This is a genomic window from Protofrankia sp. CiP1_Cm_nod1 (genome assembly GCF_920888515.1).
Taxonomy (GTDB): domain Bacteria; phylum Actinomycetota; class Actinomycetes; order Frankiales; family Frankiaceae; genus Protofrankia.
This window is the reverse complement of record NZ_CAKKTM010000196.1, coordinates 1-17951: the sequence shown is the minus strand read 5'-3', so window position 1 is coordinate 17951 and position 17951 is coordinate 1. Positions and strand designations below refer to the sequence as shown.

Below are 17951 nucleotides of genomic sequence, written 5' to 3'. Positions count from 1 at the left end.
ATGTCGTCAGATCTGGGTGGACGCGAACTGCACCTGAGCGTTCACCCGGTGGCGGCCGGGCACCATCCGGGGGCGTGGCGATGGCCGGGCGCGGACCCGCTGGCGTTCTCCCGCATCGAGGGCTATCTCGAGGTGGCGCAGGTGGCCGAGCGTGGGCGGCTCGACTCCATCTTCCTGGCGGACGTCCCGGGCCTGCACGCCGACATCGACGACTATCCGCAGCTCAACGGCCTCGAGCCGACGCTGATCCTGACCGCGATGGCGGTGGTCACCGAACGGATCGGGCTGGTCGGCACCGCCTCGACCACGTTCAACGAGCCGTTCAACATCGCCCGCCGGTTCCGGGCGCTGGACCTGATCAGCCACGGCCGGGCCGGCTGGAACGCGGTGACCACCTCGGGCCCCCGTGTCGCCGGCAACTTCGTCGCGGACGAGCCGAGCAGCCGCGCCCGCTACGCCAGGGCCGAGGAGTTCGTCGCGATCGTGCTCGAGCTGTGGCGCAGCTGGGCGCCGGACGCGCTGGTCGCCGACGTGGCATCCGGGCTCTACGCCGACATGTCGAGGATCCGGCCGATCGACCACCACGGCGAGTTCTTCAGCGTGCGGGGGCCGCTGAGCCTCCCGCCGTCCGAGCAGGGCTACCCGGTGCTCTACCACGCGGGCGTCTCCGACGACGTGCGCACGCTGACCGCGCGCACCGGCGAGGCGATGTTCACGGCCGTGGTCGACATCGACACGGCCCGTGACGAGCTGGACGTCGTGCGGTCCCGGGCGGCGGCCTTCGGCCGCCCGGCGGACGCGGTGCGTTTCCTGCCCGGGCTGGTCACCTCGGTCGGCGGCACCGAGCGGGAGGCTCTCGAACGACGCCAGGCCCTCGACGAGCTGTCCGGTACCCGCGGCGCGGTGCGCGGGCTGGCCGCGCAGCTCGGGCTGAACCCCGACGACCTGGAGCTGGACCGGCCGGTGCCACCCGCCCTGCGGGGCAGGCTGCACGCCGTCCGCGGCCACGCCCGCCCGGCCGCGCGCCGCGCACTGGAGGGGCAGACGGTACGGGACGTCATCCGGCGCGGCGGCGGTGGCGGCCACGTCGTGGCCGTGGGCGACCCCGAGCAGATCGCCGACCTGATCCAGGCATGGTTCGCCTCCGGCGTCGTGGACGGCTTCACTCTCATGCCGGACGTCACCTTCGACGGCCTGCCGGCCTTCGTGGACCACGTCGTGCCGGTCCTGCGCCGCCGCGGCCTGTTCCGCTCGGAGTACCGGGGCAGGACGCTGCGCGAGCACTACGGGCTGCCGATACCGGACGTCGCCACCCGCCGGCCGCTGGCGAAGGCCCTGTGATGGTCGCCCTCTCCCTCGTCGACCAGGGCCCGGTCTCCGCGCAGACCAGCCCGGCGCGGACCATCGGCCACTCGGTCGAGCTCGCCCAGCTGGCCGAGGAGCTCGGCTACACGAGGTTCTGGGTGGCCGAGCACCACGGGGTGCGCAACATGGCCTTCGCCGCCCCGGAGATCCTCATCGGCCACATCGCGGACCGCACCAGCCGGCTGCGGGTGGGCTCCGGCGGCATCATGCTGCCCAATCACACGCCGCTGCACGTCGCGGAGCAGTTCCGGACCCTCGAGGCGCTGCACCCGGGCCGGATCGACCTGGGCCTGGGCCGCTCCACCGGCACCGGTGACGACCCCACCCGCGACGCGCTGCTGCGCACCCCCGACGCGCTCGAGAGGTTCGGCGAGCATCTGCGGCAGCTGCTCGGCGTCGGCGGCCGGGTGCCGCTGGACCCGGACGACCCGTACCGGGAGCTCGTCGCGTCCCCGGCCGGTGTGCCGTTGCCGGCGGTGTTCCTGCTCGGCTCCAGCGTCAGCAGCGCCGAGCTCGCGGCGCGCGCCGGGCTGAGCTACGCCTTCCTCTGCGTCAACCAGGATCCGGACGTGGCCGTCCAGGCGCTGCGCCGCTATCGCGTGCTGTTCACCCCGGTGGCGGAGGGCGACCGGCCGCTGGCGATCTTGGCCACCCGGATCTGGGTCGGGGAGGACGACGAGCACGGGGAGGCGCTGGCCGCCCCCGAACGGCTCGCCGTGCTCGACTACCTCAGCGGCGATCCGCGCCCGCTCGAGTCCGTCGAGCAGGCGCTGGCCCGCACCAGCCGGCTCACCGACGCCCAGCTCGTCGCCCGCGACAAGGTCGACCTGCGGGGGGACGTGGTGGGCGGCATCGACCGGGTCGCCGGCCGGCTCGCCGAACTCGTCGAGGCGAGCGGGGTGGACGAGGTGATGGCCATCTCCAACATCCACAGCCCGGAGGACCGCCGGGAGTCCGTCCGGCGGCTGGCCGTGGCCGTCGGGCTGTGTCCGGCGCCGGTGAGCCGCTGAGCGAGCGAACCCCTGACCGGTGGACGCGGCGGCTCCACCGGCCAGGAGCACGGCGTGACGGGTGTGCCGTCCCAGCCGACCAAAAAATGTGATCAAGAAAATCGGAGCTCTCATCCATGAGCACTCGCAGGGACTCTCCTGCCCTCTGGGCGGCCTTCCCGGCCGCTGACCCGGTGAGCTGACACGTGTACGCTTCGTTGCCCCGGTTCCTGCTACGTCGGCTCCTCACCGGGATCCTGGTGCTGTGGGGCGCGGTGACGGTGACCTTCTTCGCGGTGAGCGCGGCCGGCGACCAGGTGGACGCGATCCTCGGCCCGCAGGCGGCGAACCTCCCGGGCCTGCGCGAGCGGGTCGCCGCGGAGTACGGGCTCGACCGACCGCTGCCGGTGCAGTACCTCGACCGCCTGGCATCGCTGGCCACCGGCGACTTCGGCCGCTCCTACCAGCGCAGCCAGCCGGTGACCAGGCTGCTTGGCAGCCAGATCCTGCCGACCCTTCAGCTGGCGCTGAGCGCGGCCCTGGTCGGCCTGCTGCTCGCGCTCATCGCCACCGTCATCACGGCGGGCCGGGGCCGGATCGTACGGACGGGCACGTCGGTGTTCGAGGTGCTCGCGGTGGCGGTCCCGCCGTTCTGGCTCGGCATCCTGCTGCTGTCGCTCTTCTCGTTCAACCTGCGCTGGTTCCCCGCCTTCGGCTCCCATGGCATCTCCGGCCTGGTGCTGCCCACGCTGGCGCTGGCGATCCCGCTCGCCGGTGTCCTCGCGCAGGTGATGCGCCAGGAGCTTGAGCTGGTCGAGGGCAGACCGTTCGTGCTCAGTGCCCGGGCCCGCGGCCAGAGCCGGCTCGGCCTGCTGCTGCGGCACACCCTGCGGCACGCGCTGCTGCCGGCCACGACGATGTCCGCCTGGGTGCTCGGCACGCTCGTCGGCGGCGCCGTGCTGGTGGAGAAGGTCTTCTCCCGGCCCGGTCTCGGCACCGTACTGGTCAACGCCGTGCAGCACCGCGACACGCCGGTGGTGTCGGCCGTGGTGATCCTGGCCGCGCTCATCTTCGTCGTGGCCAACGCCCTGGCCGACATGCTCTACCCGGTGATCGACGCGCGGCTGCGGGAAACGAGCCGGGCATGAGCGCGACGACAGCGGCCTTCGACACGGCCCGGCCCCGGTGGCGGGCCACCCGCGGCTCGCACATACTGCTCGCGATCAGCACGCTGGCCGTGGCCCTGATCGTCGCGTTGCTGCTGTTCCCCGGCGTCTTCGCGCCCTACGCGCCGGACACCAACGACGTGCAGCACACCTTCTCCCCGCCGAGCTCGACGCACTACCTCGGCACCGACCAGCTCGGACGGGACGTCTTCTCGCGGCTGGTCTACGGCGCCCGGTACTCGGTGACCACCGGCCTGGTGGCCACCGCGATCGCGGTCGTGGCGGGCTCGCTGGCCGGGCTGACCGCGGCGGCCGGCAGCCGGCTGGCCGACGCGCTGATCATGCGGCTGACCGACGTCTGGATGGCGTTCCCCGAGGTGCTGCTGGCGCTGCTGGTCATCGCGCTCATCGGGACGGGCTCGACGCAGATCGCGGTGGCGATCGGGGTGGCCGCCGTGCCGTACTACGGCCGTCTCGTGCGCGGGCAGGCACTCGCCGTGACAAAAGCCGAATACGTCGAGGCGGCGAAGATCCTGGGCGTACCCGCGTGGCGATATGTGCTGCGCCACGTGCTGCCCAACGTGGGCGGGCCGGTCGTGGTGCTCGCCTCGCTGGGGACCGGGAGCGCCATCGCCGCGGCGGCAGGGCTGAGCCTGCTCGGCCTCGGCCCGCTGCCACCGACTCCGGAATGGGGCGTGATGCTCGCCGAGGGACAGACCTATCTGGCGAACGCCTGGTGGATCGCGGTGTTCCCGGGGCTGGCCATCGTCGTGGTCGTCCTCGTCTCCACCACGCTCGGCCGCAGCCTGCAGGCAAGGAGCCTGCGGTGAGCGGCCGGCGGGCGGGGAGCCCGCTGCGGACCAGTCGGCGGGCGGAGCGCCCGCCGAGGACCAGCCGGCAGGCAGGGGGCCCGCGGTGACCCTGGTCGAGGTTGCCGGGCTGGAGGTCTCCTTCGGCCACGAGCCCCCCGTGGTACGCGACATCTCGTTCACCATCGAGGATGGTGAGTGCCTGGCACTGGTCGGGGAGTCCGGCTCGGGCAAGAGCGTCACCGCCCGGACGCTGCTCGGCCTGGCCGGCGAACGCGCCCGGGTCCGGGCGCGCACCCTGCGCGTCGGCAGCGCCGACGTCAGGAGCTTCTCCCAGCGTGACTGGCAGCGGCTGCGCGGCAAGTCGGTCGGCATGGTGCTGCAGGACGCGCTGGTGTCCCTGGATCCGCTGCGCCGGATCGAGGACGAGGTGGCCGAGTCCATCCGGCTGCACCAGCGGGACAGTACCCGTACCGAGCGGCACCGGCGCGTCCTGGAGGTGCTCGCCGAGGTCGGCGTCCCAGAGCCGGAGCTGCGCAGCCAGCAGTACCCCCACCAGCTCTCCGGCGGGCTGCGCCAGCGCGCCCTGATCGCCTCCGCCGTGGCGACACGGCCCGACCTGGTCATCGCGGACGAGCCGACCACGGCGCTGGACGTGATCGTGCAGCACCAGATCCTGCGACTGCTCGAAGAGATCAAGGAACAGGGCCGGGGCCTGCTGCTGATCAGCCACGACCTGGCGGTGGTCGCGAGGCTGGCCGACCGGATCGCGGTGATGCTCGACGGCCGCATCGTCGAGACCGGGCCCACCGAGCGCATCGTGGGCAGCCCCGAGCACCCCTACACCAGGACGCTGCTGGACATCGCCCGCGGCCGGCGCGCGCAGCGCCCGCCCCACGCCGGCGGGCAGACCCTGCTCGACGTCGACGCGGTGACCAAGAACTTCGGCGAACGCCGTGCCGTGGCCGGGGTGTCACTGACTCTGCGGGCGGGCGAGACGGTGGGCCTGGTCGGCGAGTCCGGCTCTGGCAAGAGCACGCTGGCACGGATGGTGATGGGCCTGACCGAACCCGACGAGGGGCGGATCCTCCTGCGCGGGCAGCCCTGGTCGGGCACGCCGGAACGCGCCAGGCGGGTGCAGCGGCAGCACATCCAGCTGATCCAGCAGGATCCGCAGGCGGCGTTCGACCCCCGCCACACCATCGGGCGCATCATCGCCGAGGCGTTGCCCGGCCAGCGCGGCGCCCGCCGCCGGGCCCAGATCACCGAACTGCTGGCCACGGTCGGGCTCGACGCGCACTTCGCCCACCGCCGTCCGCACCAGCTCTCCGGCGGGCAACGGCAGCGGGTGGCGATCGCCCGGGCGATCGCCCCGCAACCCGAGGTACTGATCTGTGACGAGCCGGTCTCCGCGCTGGACGTGTCGGTGCAGGCCCAGGTGTTGGACCTGCTGTCCGAGCTGCAGCAGCGCCTGGGCATCGCCCTGCTGTTCATCACCCACGACCTCACCGTCGTGGAGCAGATCAGCGACCGCCTACTGATCATGAACAACGGCGAGGTCGTGGAGGAGGGGCTCACCACGGCCGTGTTCGACAACCCGCAGCATCCCTACACCAACGCGCTGCTGCAGGCCGCCCCGCGCCTGCCCCTGCTGTCGGCCACCGCCTCACACGGTGGAGCCCCCGAACCGCGTGCGGCCACCGACAGCTACCAAGAAGTACCAGCAGTAACCGACAGCTAGCGGCCAGGGCCGGCCCGGACAGGCCGGCCCGTCCGGGCCGCGTCGCACGCACCGCCGAAAGCGCCGACGCCTCGCGGTCGGTGCTCAGAGCGTGTCTGATGGATGTTGGTCGATGTGGGCGGGGCGTTTCACAGCAGAGCTATGGCGACGACGACAACGCGGCGGTGGTCGTCTGGACACCGCCCGCGCGATCGAACATCCGTCAGACACCCCCTAACCTGCCATCTCGTAGTCGCGCTCCCCGTCGAGCATGGCCGTGTCGGCGAGGACAGCCCTGTCATTGAGGACGGCCTCGTCGTTGAGAATGGCGCTGTGCAACCGGCGCATCGTCTCGCCCGGCTCAAGCCCGAGTTCCTCCCGCAGGACCCGACGGGCGTCGCGGAACTGCGCGAGTGCCTCGGCCCGCCGGCCCGACCGGTGCAGGGCGAGCATCAACTGCTCCCGGAAGGTCTCGTGAAAGGGATGCTCGTCGACCCAGTTCGTGAGGTCGTTGACCACCTCGCGATGACGCCCGGTCCACAGCGCGCAGCGCGCGATCGACTCCAGGCACTCCAGCCGGGTCTCCTCGGCCCACCGCGCGAAGGTGCTGACGATCGTCCCGTTGCGCAGCCCGGCCAGTACCGGCCCCCGGAAAAGCCGCGCAGCCGCGGTGAAGCCGGCCAGCGCCCGCTCGGGGTCACCGACCATGTCCGCCCGGCCGCGGGCATGTAGCTGCCGCAGTTCGGTCACGTCCACGAGGGACTCGGCGGGGACAATGGCACCGCCGACGGAACACGGACGCGTCCGGCACCGCGCGCGACCGGCCGCGACGCGGAAATCTTCCGTCCGCCGCGGCCGGTCCCTGGTTCTTGCTCAGAAGGAGACGGCGGCCTTGGCCAGCAACTCGTAGGAACGAATCCGCGCGCCGTGGTCGGGGATCTGGGAGAGGGCGAAGAACTCCTGGGCGCCTGACTCGCGCAGCAGGGCCGCGAGCCTGGCGGTCACGCTGGACGGCGAGCCGACGAACTGCGGGTCGATCCGCTCCCGGCGGAACAGCTCCTCCTGCGGTGTGAAGCTGTGCTCCCGGGCATCCTGCTCGGTGGGCAGCAGGGTGTCGGGGTCGCCGGTGCGCATCCGGATCTGTCCGAGCACGAACGCGTCGGCAAAGGAGTGTGCGCGCTCGTCGGAGTCGGCGAGCAGCACGACGGCGGCAACCGCGCCGTAGGGGCTGTCCAGATGCACCGACGGCCGGAACGCCTTGCGGTACGCGGCGAGCGCCACGGGCGCGAAGCCCGGCACGATCGTGTGCGCGTAGACGTAGGGAAGACCGCATGCGCCGGCGAACGCGGCGCTGCTCGGGCTGGACCCGACCAGCCAGAACTCGGGCGCCACGGCCGGTTCGGGCACGGCGCGCACCCGGGCGCCGCTCCGGTCACGGCGGAAGTACCCGGTGAGCTCGTCGAGCTGGGCGCCGAAGTCACGGGGGCGGGAGTCGCCCAGCCGCCCGGCCGCCTCGGGCGAGCCGCCCGTCGCCCGGCCGATCCCGAGATCGACCCGGCCGGGGTACAGCGAGCCGAGCACGCCGAACTGTTCGGCGACGGCCAGCGGTGAGTGGTTGGGCAGCAGCACGGCGCCGGAGCCGACCCGTATCGTGCTGGTCGCGGCGAGGATCTGGCCGGCGAGCACGGCCGGGGCCGAGGTGGCGAGCGCGGGGGTGCTGTGGTGCTCGGCCACCCAGTAGCGGCGGTAGCCGAGCTCCTCGGCGACACGGGCCAGGTCGATGGTGTCGCGCAACGCGTCGGCCGCGGTACCGGAACGCCAGACCGGCACCGTGTCGTGCACCGAAACGATGGACGCTTCGACCATCGGTTTCCTCCTGGCTGCATCCCACTGGCCGTATCCCACCAGAAGGTGAGGATGACTCGGCATCATCGACCGATCAAGTCAAGCTGAGCATTCCTCACGTTGTCAACAGCCTCCACGGCCCGCGGACCGCCCCGTCGCCGGACCGCCGGTTGCCTCCGGCACGGACGGCTACCAGCCCGAATGGGCAGCGTGGACGCCGGGTCCATACCCGGCACGCGTCTGTTGCCCGGACCGGACAGCCGGCCCGGGCTGCCGCCGACGGACGCCCCGGGCCGGTGGCAGCTGGAAACCGCCGGCCCGGGGCCGTCCGCGGACGGGCTCCTCGTCAGCCGAGGATCGCCAGGGCCTCGTTGAAGGTCGTCGACGGGCGCAGGGCTGCCGCGGCCCTGGCCGGGTCCGGCTGGTAGTAGCCGCCGATGTCGACCGGCGAGCCCTGGACCGCGACCAGCTCGTCGACGATGGTCCGCTCCTGCGCGGTGAGCGTCTTGGCGAGGCCGGCGAACGCGTCCGCGAGCTGCGTGTCGTCGGTCTGCGCGGCCAGCTCCTGCGCCCAGTAGAGGGCCAGGTAGAAGTGGCTGCCGCGGTTGTCGAGGCCGCCGAGGCGCCGGCTGGGCGACCTGTCCTCGTTGAGGAAGGTGGCGGTCGCCCGGTCGAGGGTGTCGGCGAGCACCTTGGCGCGCGCGTTGCCCGTCGTCTGCGCGAAATGCTCGAAGCTGACCGCCAGCGCGAGGAACTCGCCCAGGCTGTCCCAGCGCAGGTAGTTCTCCTTGAGCAGCTGCTGGACGTGCTTGGGCGCGGACCCGCCGGCACCGGTCTCGAACAGGCCACCACCGTTGATCAGCGGGACGACCGAGAGCATCTTGGCGCTGGTGCCAAGCTCCAGGATCGGGAACAGGTCGGTGAGGTAGTCGCGCAGCACGTTGCCGGTGACCGAGATCGTGTTCTCGCCGCGGCGGATCCGCTCCAGGGAGAACGCGATCGCCTCCACCGGCGACCTGATCTCGATCTGGAGGCCCTCGGTGTCGTGCTCGGCCAGGTACGCCCTGACCTTCCCGATCAGCGTCGTGTCGTGCGCGCGGCTGGGGTCGAGCCAGAACACCGCCGGGTCGCCGGTGGCCCGGGCACGGGCGACGGCGAGCTTCACCCAGTCCCTGATCGGCGCGTCCTTGGTCTGGCAGGCGCGGAAGATGTCGCCGGCGGCGACCGGCTGCTCCAGGATCACGGTGCCGGCCTCGTCGACGAGCCGCACCGTGCCCGCGGTGGGGATCTCGAAGGTCTTGTCGTGGCTGCCGTACTCCTCGGCCGCCTGCGCCATCAGGCCGACGTTGGGCACCGAGCCCATCGTCGTCGGGTCGAAGGCGCCGTGCGCGCGGCAGTCGTCGATGACGACCTGGTAGATGCCGGCGTAGCTGCTGTCGGGCAGGACGGCGAGGGTGTCCGCCTCCTGGCCGTCCGGGCCCCACATGTGGCCGGAGGTGCGGATCATCGCCGGCATGGACGCGTCGACGATGACGTCGCTGGGCACGTGCAGGTTGGTGATGCCGCGATCGGAGTCGACCGCCGCCAGCGCCGGGCCGTCGGCCAGCTCGGCGTCGAAGGACGCCCTGACCGCCGCGCCGTCGGGCAGCGCGCCCAGGCCGGCCAGGATGGCGCCGAGCCCGTCGTTGGGGCTCAGGCCCGCCGCGGCCAGCGTCTCACCGTAGGCGGCGAAGGTCTTCGGGAAGAACGCCCGCACCACGTGGCCGAAGATGACCGGGTCGGAGACCTTCATCATCGTGGCCTTCAGGTGCACCGAGAACAGCACGCCCTCGGCCTTGGCCCGGGCGATCTGGGCGGTGAGGAACTCCCGCAGCGCGGCCACCCGCAGCACGGCGGCGTCCACGACCTCGCCGGCGAGCACCGGCAGGGTGGCGCGCAGCACGGTGGTGCTCCCGTCGGCGCCGGCCAGCTCGATGCGCAGCGAGCCGTCCGCGGCGATGACCGCCGACTTCTCGGTGGCGCGGAAGTCGTCGGCGGCCAGGGTGGCGACGTTCGTCCTCGACTCGGGGCTCCACGCGCCCATCCGGTGCGGGTGCGTCCTGGCATAGCTCTTCACGGACGCGGGGGCGCGCCGGTCGGAGTTGCCCTCGCGCAGCACCGGGTTGACGGCGCTGCCCTTGATCTTGTCGTACCGGGCGCGGACCTCCCGCTCCTCGTCGCTCTTCGGGTCGTCCGGGTAGTCCGGCAGGGCATAGCCCTTCTGCCGCAGCTCGGCGATGGCCGCCTTCAGCTGCGGGATCGACGCCGAGATGTTCGGCAGCTTGATGATGTTCGCCTCGGGGCGGCGGGCCAGCTCACCGAGCTCGGCGAGCGCGTCGTCGATGCGCTGGTCCGCGGTGAGACGTTCGGGGAAGCTGGCGATGATCCGCCCGGCCAGGGAGATGTCACGGCTTTCGACGCTGACACCGGCCGTGCGGGCGTACGCCTGGACCACGGGCAGGAACGAGTACGTCGCCAGGGCCGGGGCCTCGTCAGTGTGCGTATAGATGATGGTCGAATCAGTCACCGATGCTCCGCTTCACGTCTGCTTCATATCGTTATCAAGGTTATGTCTTGATCTTCATTGCTACCTTGATTGTGAGCAGGCGTGTGGCGACGGCGTCGGCGAGCGGCCGGGCCGACGGCCCCGGCTGCCCCCCGGCCAGGGCCGCTGGCCGGGGGGCAGCCAGGCCCGCGGAGCCGGCGCTGTGACCCGTCTCACGGGGCTGTGGCCCTTGGAACGCAGGTCGTTCGTCCCCGCGCGGGCGAGCTGTGGCCCGCCCCCGGGGGAAAAGTAGCCCGCCCCCGGGGGAAAAGAGCGGCCCGTCCCACAGGACGGAAAGCCATTCCGGCGTGGAAGGATGCCTGTCCCGCGGCGGGGCTTCAGTGGGTGAACCTGTGGGTGATGTCGGTGTCGCTCCCGGCGGCCCGGCTCCCCCACCACCCTGGCGATCCGGGTCCGCGCGGCTCGCGCCGCGTCATGCCGGGGCTATCCGTGTCGCCACCCGGGCCGGACGGGCCGGTCGGGCTCTCCGGGACGTCCAGCAGCGCGGCGCACACGGCCGTGGCGTCGCTGAAACGCTCCTCCCGCCGGCGCCGGCAGCACCTCGCGACCAGGCCCCTGAGCTCCTCGGAGCAGGTGAGGACGGAGACGTCGAGGTCCTCGTGCAGCCGGCGGAACATCACGTTCTCCACACCGCCGTCCCGGGAGATCGCTCCGCCGAGCAGCTCGAAGAGCACCAGCCCGAACGAGAAGATGTCCGTCCTGCCGTCGACGGCCCCACCCCGGATCTGCTCGGGTGACATGTACGCTGGCGTGCCCACCAGCCCCTCGCCTCTGGTCACTTCGGTGGAATCGCTCTGGAGACTGCGCGCCACGCCGAAGTCGACCATCACCGGCCGGCCTGCCTCGCTGATGATGACGTTGCTGGGCTTCACGTCGAGCCGGACGATGTCCAGACTGTGCAGGTACACGATCGCCCGCAGGAGACCGGTGGCGACACCGACCGCCTCGGCGACCGGGAACCCCCGCTCGCGCAGGCGCTGGTTCAGGCCGTCGCCGTGGACGAAGTCCATGACGATGCCCAGCCGGCCGTCGGGCTCGTCGAGCAGCTGGTACGTGTGCACGACGTTCGGGTGGTCCAGTTGCAGGGCGATACGGGCTTCCCGCAGGAACCGGCTGCGTGCCTCCTGGTCCTCGCCGAGCGTCGGACTCAGCACCTTGATCGCGCGGAGGGCACCCGCGCCGAACTGGGCGTCCCGCGCGACGTAGACGGTGCCCATCCCACCGACGCCGAGGACGTCGACCAGCTCGAAACGCCCGTCGCCCATGAAACGCTCCGAACGGGGCACCCGCAGCGTGCCGCTCCCGGCCCGAGTGAAGCGGCCCGCGGGGGACGGATGCGGCCGGCCGGCCGGGGCGCCCGTGCTGTCGGGATCCGCGCCCGCCGGAGGCTCGCCACGGTGCGGGAACGAGGGGCCGGCGCCCGGGGGCGAGGGGGCGGCGCCCGGGGGCGAGGGGGCGGCGCCCGGGAACGGGCTGTCGTTCGTGAGCACACCGCCGAGCAGGTCGATGCTCTCCCGTTCGTTCGCCCGGGCAACCCGCAGCACCCGTCCCCGCATCCGCCGGCTGAGCCGGTAGGTCGCCATCCGGGCCTGGGCGACACCACCGACAAAGGTGCTCTCACCGCTCCCGCCAGGCCGCTGGTCCTCGATCACGCCGTTGGCGGCGAGATGGCGCAGAACCAGGTCCACCCGCCGTTCCGACAGGGACAGCAGCGGCGAGAGCCCCCGCTCGCCGGAGACGACGTCGGTGGCGGTGAACACACCGCCCTCACTGCGCAGCACCCAGTCGGTCACGTAGTGGGCGCCCAGCCGGAACCTGTCCTCCTCCAGGCTGCGTCCCTCCTCGCCGGAACGGCCGAGCAGCCCGTTCAGGACATCGGAGAGATCCGCGTAGAGACCGATGCGTTCGACGTCCTCGGGGGACATCCGGATGACCGGGACGCTCGTCCGCTGGAACGTCTCCCAGACGATGAGGTCGTTGAGCTCCTGGACGAGCCGGCGCGGCACGCCACGCCCCTTGTAGTCCAGGTAGTTCGCCACCCGTTCCACGGACTCGGCGTTGTTGGGGCCCTGTCCGCACACCTCGCGGAGCAGGCTGGTGCCGCTGTCCCACACGCACGGCACGTAGGCCCGCCAGGAGAAGACACTCTCGAAGATCCCGATACCGAAATCGCTGTCGGTGACCGCACGGTCCAGCACGTCGACGCCCGCCACGAAGATGAAGTGTGCCGCGGACGCCGTCAGCACGTTCTTGAAGACGGTGAGGATCTCGTCGAAGCTCTCCATTCCACGCGGGCTGCTCGTCAGCTTGTCGAGCTCGTCGATCACCACCACGAGATGGACGGGCGCGGCCGGCCGGCGCCGGCGGAACCCGCGGCCACGGCCGTGGCTTCTCGACCGGCCGAGCATTTCGACGATCCGCAGAAAATCGTGCTCGACGTCCCCGTCCGCGTAGGTGAGAAAGGACGCCTCGGTCGCCAGCGACCGGGTGGTCTTCGTCCCGCGTTCGAGTTTGGGGGCGAGTCCCGCAAACGGCAGCTGGCCGTTCGCGCCGAACGTGCGGTTGAGCTCGTGGCCCTCCTCCGAGCGGGAGGTCAGCGACATCGACGTGCGGGCGTACGCGAGCAGGATCGAGTTGCGGATGTCCTCCTCGAGCTCGGCGAGCACGCCGGTGTCGTCGAGGGTTTCCACCACCCGCCGGGTCACCGCGAACAGGAACTCGTTGCTGGTGACCGGCCGGGCCACGTTGAGGAAGACGGGCAGGTAGCGGCGATTGCCGCTGTACTGGGACAACCATCGCAACGTCGAGCGGACCAGCGTGGTCTTGCCGGCGCCGCGGAAGCCCGCGATGAGAAAGGCGCCGCCTTCCGAACGGTCGATCCGGGCGCGCAGGGTGTCCGCCAGCCGGCCGTGCCCGAGCCGTCCGCGAATGTCACGTTCCAGCGCCGGGCCGTGCACGTAACGGAAGTCGCCGGATAAGACCACGTCCGTCGACGGACTCCCCCAACCGACCATGTGAATACCGTACCCAGACCGGCGCCGTTGCGTGACACCCAGATCACCGCCATCGCCGGATTCGGCCGGCGAGCGGAATTCGGCCGGCACCCCGTGACCGCCCGCCCGGCCTCGTCACGGACAGGCCCGCACGAGCGCCCGAGGCGACTTCACCGCCATCGTCGGCCTGGGGATGCCGCGGGCAGGCGCGCACGAGCGGCCGGGTCACGCACGAGCAACCGGATAAGGCGTCGAACCACCGGCCACCGGCGCGCGGGGCCTGGGTGACCGCCGCTGCGGCGCGGGTCGGCCCCTCTCGGCAGGCCGCGACGCCCGGACAGGCCGGATCCGGTCCCGGCTCTGATCCCGGCCCTCCGCCCACAAGGACATCACGGTCCGCCAGTGGCGGATTACGGCGTCGACTGGTGGGCCGGGCAGGGCGTCGGCGTGAAAATTCCGCATTGACCTGTCATCCGAGGTCCTCTACGGTGTCCGAACGAACAGTTGTTTGTAACCTACATCACCCTCCGCCCCATCCCCCCGCGAGTACACCGCGACCCGAACGCCGAGAACGGAAGACCCCTCCGGCTCCCAGCCTCCTGACCCTACGGGATCAGCGTCTTCCAGAGAGCGACAGAGGCCACCATGAACACAACGGTGCGCATCTCCAGAAATCTGTCAGCACCCTGGCCCTGACCCTGGCCGTCGGCCGCTTCCGCCAGTGATGCCGACAAACTGCCCCGCCTGCCCCGCGCCCCGGCCCGACGCGCGCGAAACGGCATCCCACCCGGCGGCCCGACCAGCCGGACGCGGCGGGCACGGCGGGCACGGCGGGCGTGTCCGACACGGTGGGCACGGCGGGCGCAGCCACCGGTCGGGCGGGAGCGGCCCGGGCCAGCGTGGGCGACTCCGGCCCGGGCCGCTCCCGCCCGACCGCGGAACACCGGCCCAAAACCGCGGAACAACACCGCGGAGCGGCCGGCCCGCGAAAATCATCCGATCACGCAATATGCCAACGCAACGGAGGACGCCAGATGACCGACGACTACGAACCGTCGCCGAGAAGGCGCGGAAGCCAGGCGCGTACGAAACCCGCCAAGAACACACCCCCGCGCCCGGAACAGCAGAGAAGGAGACGCTCGGTCGGTGAGTGGCTCAACCGTATCCGGTCCGGTGAACCAGCGGCGGAAAGCACACCGGCTTTATGCACCGGCCAGCACCCGCGCCAGCACCGGCGCCGCTGGCCGCTGTCCGGGCGGCCGCATCCCCGGCCCCTCGTACGGCGGCGAGGAATCGTCGCCACAGCCGCGGTGATCGCCGCGGTGACGGGCCTCGTCTCCTGTTCGTCGGACGGCGGCGGCAACACGGCGAACGGTTCGGGAACGCCCGAAATCGTCGTGGGCAACATCGGGACGTACAGCGGCCCCACCGCGTCCTCCCAGGCGCAGGCACAGGACATGGCAAAAGCCTGGGCATCATGGGTGAACGCCCACGGCGGGATCAACGGGCGCCGCGTCAGACTGGTTGTCATGGATGACGGGGGGAACGCGACGACCGCGCTCTCCCAGGTCAAGAAACTCGTCGAGCAGGAACACGTCGTCGCGGTCATAGGAAACCACTCGAACTCGGACGTGAACTGGGCGTCCTACATCAGCGGCACGGACGTGCCCGTCATCGGCGGCACCTCCCTGGACCTGCCCTTCGTGACGAACCCGTCCTTCTTCCCGGTCGGGCCGTCCGTCATCGCGGGACTGTACGGGGTGCTGCAGATAGCGAAAGCGAAAGGCCCGAAGATGGGCCTGCTCTACTGCGCGGAGGCGCCGCAGTGCGCCAGCGCGGTGCCGCTGTACACGACGCTGGCCAAGGCGCTCGGCCTCAGTATTCCCTACAACGCGAAGGTGGCGGCCTCGGCGCCCGACTACACCTCGCAGTGCCAGGGCCTGAAGGAGGCGGGCGTCCAGTCCGTGAGCGTGCTGGCGCCGTCCGACACCGTCGTCCGCGTGCACCGGGCCTGCGCGGACCAGGGCATCAACGTCCCGGAGGTCGCCCAGGACGGCACCGTCACGACCAGCTGGCTGAAGGAGCCGTCGCTCAACGGAATGCGGGCCGTCGGATATGTCGCACCCTTCTACGACAGGTCCATACCGGCGACCCGGGAATTCCACGACGCCATCCAGCAGTACGCGCCGGGCATCGAGGCGGTGCTGTCCGAGCAGTCGGCCGATGTCTGGGCCAGCGGAAAGCTCTTCGAGGCCGCGGTCAGGGCCGCGCCCGCCGGGGAGCTCACGGCCACCGCGGTGAAGAAAGGCCTCTACAGCCTCCGGGACGAGACGCTCGGTGGCCTCACGGTCCCGTTGAACTTCGTGGCGGGAAAGCCGACCTCCATCAAGTGCTGGTTCACGATGGGCATCGAGGACGGCGCGTTCGTCGGGCCGAACGGCCTGGCGACGCAGTGCGCTCCCGCGTCCGTCGTTGATCCCGTGGTCGCGACCCTCGGCTGACCAGTCCTCGGGCTGGGACGGCCTCTCGGTGCCGTCCCAGCCCGGTATGCCGATCGTTTGGGAGATCCAGAGTGACGACCTTACTTCCGTTCCTGGTCGCCGGGCTGACAACGGGCTCCGTCTACGGGATCGCCGGGCTGGGCCTCGTGCTGACCTACAAGACGTCGCGGCTGTTCAACTTCGCGCACGGCGCGCTCGCCACCATCGCGGCCTTTCTTTTCTACACCCTGCACGTCCAGCACCATCTGCCGTGGCCGCTGGCCGCGTCGATCTGCGTTCTCGTCGCCGGCCCGGTACTCGGGCTCGCTTTCGAGCTGGTCGGCCGAATGATCAGTGACCGTTCCCTGCCGGTACGGGTCGCCGGCACGGTCGGTATTCTGCTTGTCGTACAGGCGGTGATATCACTCGTCTACGGCGCGACGGAGACCCGCAAGGTGCCGCCGTTCCTGGGAACTCATGTCCTCCGTGTGGCGAACACGAGCATCACCCAGGACAAAATCATCATCTGGGTCATCGGCGCGGCGGCGACGCTCGCACTTTTCCTCGTCTTCCGGCACACCCGGCGGGGCCTTGCGATGCAGGCCGTCGTCGACGACATCGACCTGCTCGACTGCGCCGGCACCAGCCCTGTACGGGTCCGGCGGCTCGCGTGGGTCATCGGCGTCTCGTTCGCCGCGCTGTCAGGTGTGCTGCTGGCACCGCTCGTCACCCTTGACGGGGTGACACTGACGCTGCTGGTGGTCCAGGCTTTCGGCGCGGCCGCCATCGGCAGGTTCTCGAACCTGCCCGCCACCTATCTCGGCGGCCTGCTCATCGGTGTGGGCGGCGCCCTCTGCTCGAAGTACTTCACCACGGGCCTGCTGGCGGGAATACCGACCGCGTTGCCCTTCCTCGTCCTGTTCGCCGTCCTGCTGGTCTCCCCTCGCGGCCGGCTCGGGGAGCGGGCGGCGGCGCTGCCGCGGTCCGTGGCACAGTGGCGTTTCCCGCTCCCGTTCCAGCTGGCGGGCGCGGCAGCCGTCCTGGTCCTCCTCCTGACCGTCCCCGGATTCGCCGGGCTCCACCTGACCGACTGGACCCTGTTCCTGACCTCGACGATTCTCTTTCTCTCCCTGGGCCTGCTGGTACGCAGCTCGGGGCAGGTGTCGCTCTGCCACGTGGGTTTCACCGCGATCGGCGCGGCCGCCTTCTCCCGTCTGACGGTCGGCCACGGGCTGCCGTGGTTCGCCGCGCTGCTGCTGTCCGCTCTCGTCGCGGTGCCGATCGGCGCCGTTCTCGCGATTCCGGCGATCAGGCTCTCCGGGCTGTACCTCGCCCTGGCGACCCTGGGATTCGGCATTCTCCTCGCCTACATGTTCTACACACAGAGCTACATGTTCGGCGGCATAGGTGCCGGGCTGACCGAGCCGCGGCCCCAGCTGGGCTGGCTCGACCTCGAAAGCGACCGTGGCTACTACTATCTGGTGCTGGCATTCACCGTCGTGGTCACGGCCATCATCGTGCTGCTGGTACGCAGCCGGCTCGGCAGGCTGCTGCGGGCGCTGGCCGACAGCCCGACGGGCCTTGCCGCCAGTGGCACGTCGACCAACGTCACTCGCGTCCTGGTCTTCTGCATCTCGGCTTTTCTCGCCGCGGCGTCGGGTGCGCTTGCCGGCGGCGCGGTCAGCACGGTGACAGCCGACTCCTACCAGCCGTTGACGTCGCTGGTCTATTTCGCCCTGATCGTCATCAGCCCGGGCGGTGAGCCCTGGTACGCGCTGCTGGCCGCCGCGGGCCTCACCCTGGTTCCGTCGTACGTGAGCGGCGACAACATCGCCACCTGCCTCCAGCTCGTCTTCGGCGCGGCGGCGCTCCTGCTCGCGGTCACGCCGCCGTCGCTGCGCTGCGTCCCCGCGGTGGTCCAGCGCACCGCCGGACAGCTCGGCCGCCGCCGGCCGTTCACCCGCGGGCCGCGCGTGAAC

General features: G+C 71.3%; 11 protein-coding genes. 7 read left to right on the top strand and 4 right to left on the bottom strand.

The genetic code is table 11. The annotated features are described in order from the left end of the window. From NBX02_RS09125 to NBX02_RS09105, 5 genes are all read left to right on the top strand, one after another. Window positions 1-1341 carry an NtaA/DmoA family FMN-dependent monooxygenase gene (locus NBX02_RS09125; protein WP_250282477.1) on the top strand — a complete coding sequence of 447 codons (1341 nt, stop codon included), beginning with the start codon at window positions 1-3 and terminating at the stop codon, window positions 1339-1341. Then, window positions 1341-2375: an LLM class flavin-dependent oxidoreductase gene (locus tag NBX02_RS09120; RefSeq protein WP_250282475.1), complete on the top strand. Its 1035-nt coding sequence runs from the start codon at window positions 1341-1343 to the stop codon at window positions 2373-2375. Before NBX02_RS09125 ends, NBX02_RS09120 begins: the two co-directional genes overlap by 1 nt. A 185-nt stretch (window positions 2376-2560) precedes the next feature. Continuing rightward, entirely contained in the window at window positions 2561-3502 is a 942-nt protein-coding gene (locus NBX02_RS09115) for an ABC transporter permease (protein ID WP_250282473.1), read from the top strand. Then, on the top strand, window positions 3499-4350 hold the full coding sequence (locus tag NBX02_RS09110; protein ID WP_250282472.1) for an ABC transporter permease: 852 nt from the start codon (window positions 3499-3501) through the stop codon (window positions 4348-4350). The genes NBX02_RS09115 and NBX02_RS09110 overlap by 4 nt, the downstream gene beginning before the upstream one ends. 85 nt (window positions 4351-4435) lie before the next feature. Continuing rightward, the gene (locus tag NBX02_RS09105; protein WP_250282470.1) at window positions 4436-6070 is read left to right on the top strand and encodes a dipeptide ABC transporter ATP-binding protein; all 1635 of its coding nucleotides are present in this window, start codon (window positions 4436-4438) and stop codon (window positions 6068-6070) included. Between the two features lie 213 nt (window positions 6071-6283). Here NBX02_RS09105 and NBX02_RS09100 read toward each other — a convergent pair whose 3' ends face one another. From NBX02_RS09100 to NBX02_RS09085, 4 genes are all read right to left on the bottom strand, one after another. Beyond that, complete coding sequence (locus NBX02_RS09100) at window positions 6284-6805, bottom strand: AfsR/SARP family transcriptional regulator (protein WP_445548333.1); 522 nt, start codon at window positions 6803-6805, stop codon at window positions 6284-6286. Window positions 6806-6922: 117 nt separating this feature from the next. Then, entirely contained in the window at window positions 6923-7915 is a 993-nt protein-coding gene (locus NBX02_RS09095; RefSeq protein WP_250282469.1) for an LLM class flavin-dependent oxidoreductase, read from the bottom strand. A 325-nt stretch (window positions 7916-8240) separates the two neighbouring features. Then, window positions 8241-10460, bottom strand: coding sequence for an NADP-dependent isocitrate dehydrogenase (locus NBX02_RS09090; RefSeq protein ID WP_250282467.1), 2220 nt, complete (start codon window positions 10458-10460; stop codon window positions 8241-8243). Between the two features lie 356 nt (window positions 10461-10816). Then, window positions 10817-13513, bottom strand: coding sequence for a serine/threonine-protein kinase (locus NBX02_RS09085; RefSeq protein ID WP_250290900.1), 2697 nt, complete (start codon window positions 13511-13513; stop codon window positions 10817-10819). A 1013-nt stretch (window positions 13514-14526) separates the two neighbouring features. Between NBX02_RS09085 and NBX02_RS09080 the strand changes: the two genes are divergently transcribed. Both NBX02_RS09080 and NBX02_RS09075 read left to right on the top strand, forming a co-directional pair. Continuing rightward, window positions 14527-15993, top strand: coding sequence for an ABC transporter substrate-binding protein (locus NBX02_RS09080; protein WP_250290899.1), 1467 nt, complete (start codon window positions 14527-14529; stop codon window positions 15991-15993). Between the two features lie 71 nt (window positions 15994-16064). Then, window positions 16065-17951: ABC transporter permease (locus tag NBX02_RS09075; RefSeq protein WP_250290897.1), on the top strand; the 1887-nt coding region annotated here is incomplete at its 3' end.

Bases quoted from the DNA above. Each gene is read 5' to 3' on its own strand.
- NBX02_RS09120 (WP_250282475.1), top strand. From the start codon at position 1,341: ATGGTCGCCCTCTCCCTCGTCGACCAGGGCCCGGTCTCCGCGCAGACC.
- NBX02_RS09095 (WP_250282469.1), bottom strand. From the start codon at position 7,915: ATGGTCGAAGCGTCCATCGTTTCGGTGCACGACACGGTGCCGGTCTGG.
- NBX02_RS09085 (WP_250290900.1), bottom strand. From the start codon at position 13,513: ATGGTCGGTTGGGGGAGTCCGTCGACGGACGTGGTCTTATCCGGCGAC.
- NBX02_RS09125 (WP_250282477.1), top strand. From the start codon at position 1: ATGTCGTCAGATCTGGGTGGACGCGAACTGCACCTGAGCGTTCACCCG.
- NBX02_RS09110 (WP_250282472.1), top strand. From the start codon at position 3,499: ATGAGCGCGACGACAGCGGCCTTCGACACGGCCCGGCCCCGGTGGCGG.
- NBX02_RS09080 (WP_250290899.1), top strand. From the start codon at position 14,527: ATGACCGACGACTACGAACCGTCGCCGAGAAGGCGCGGAAGCCAGGCG.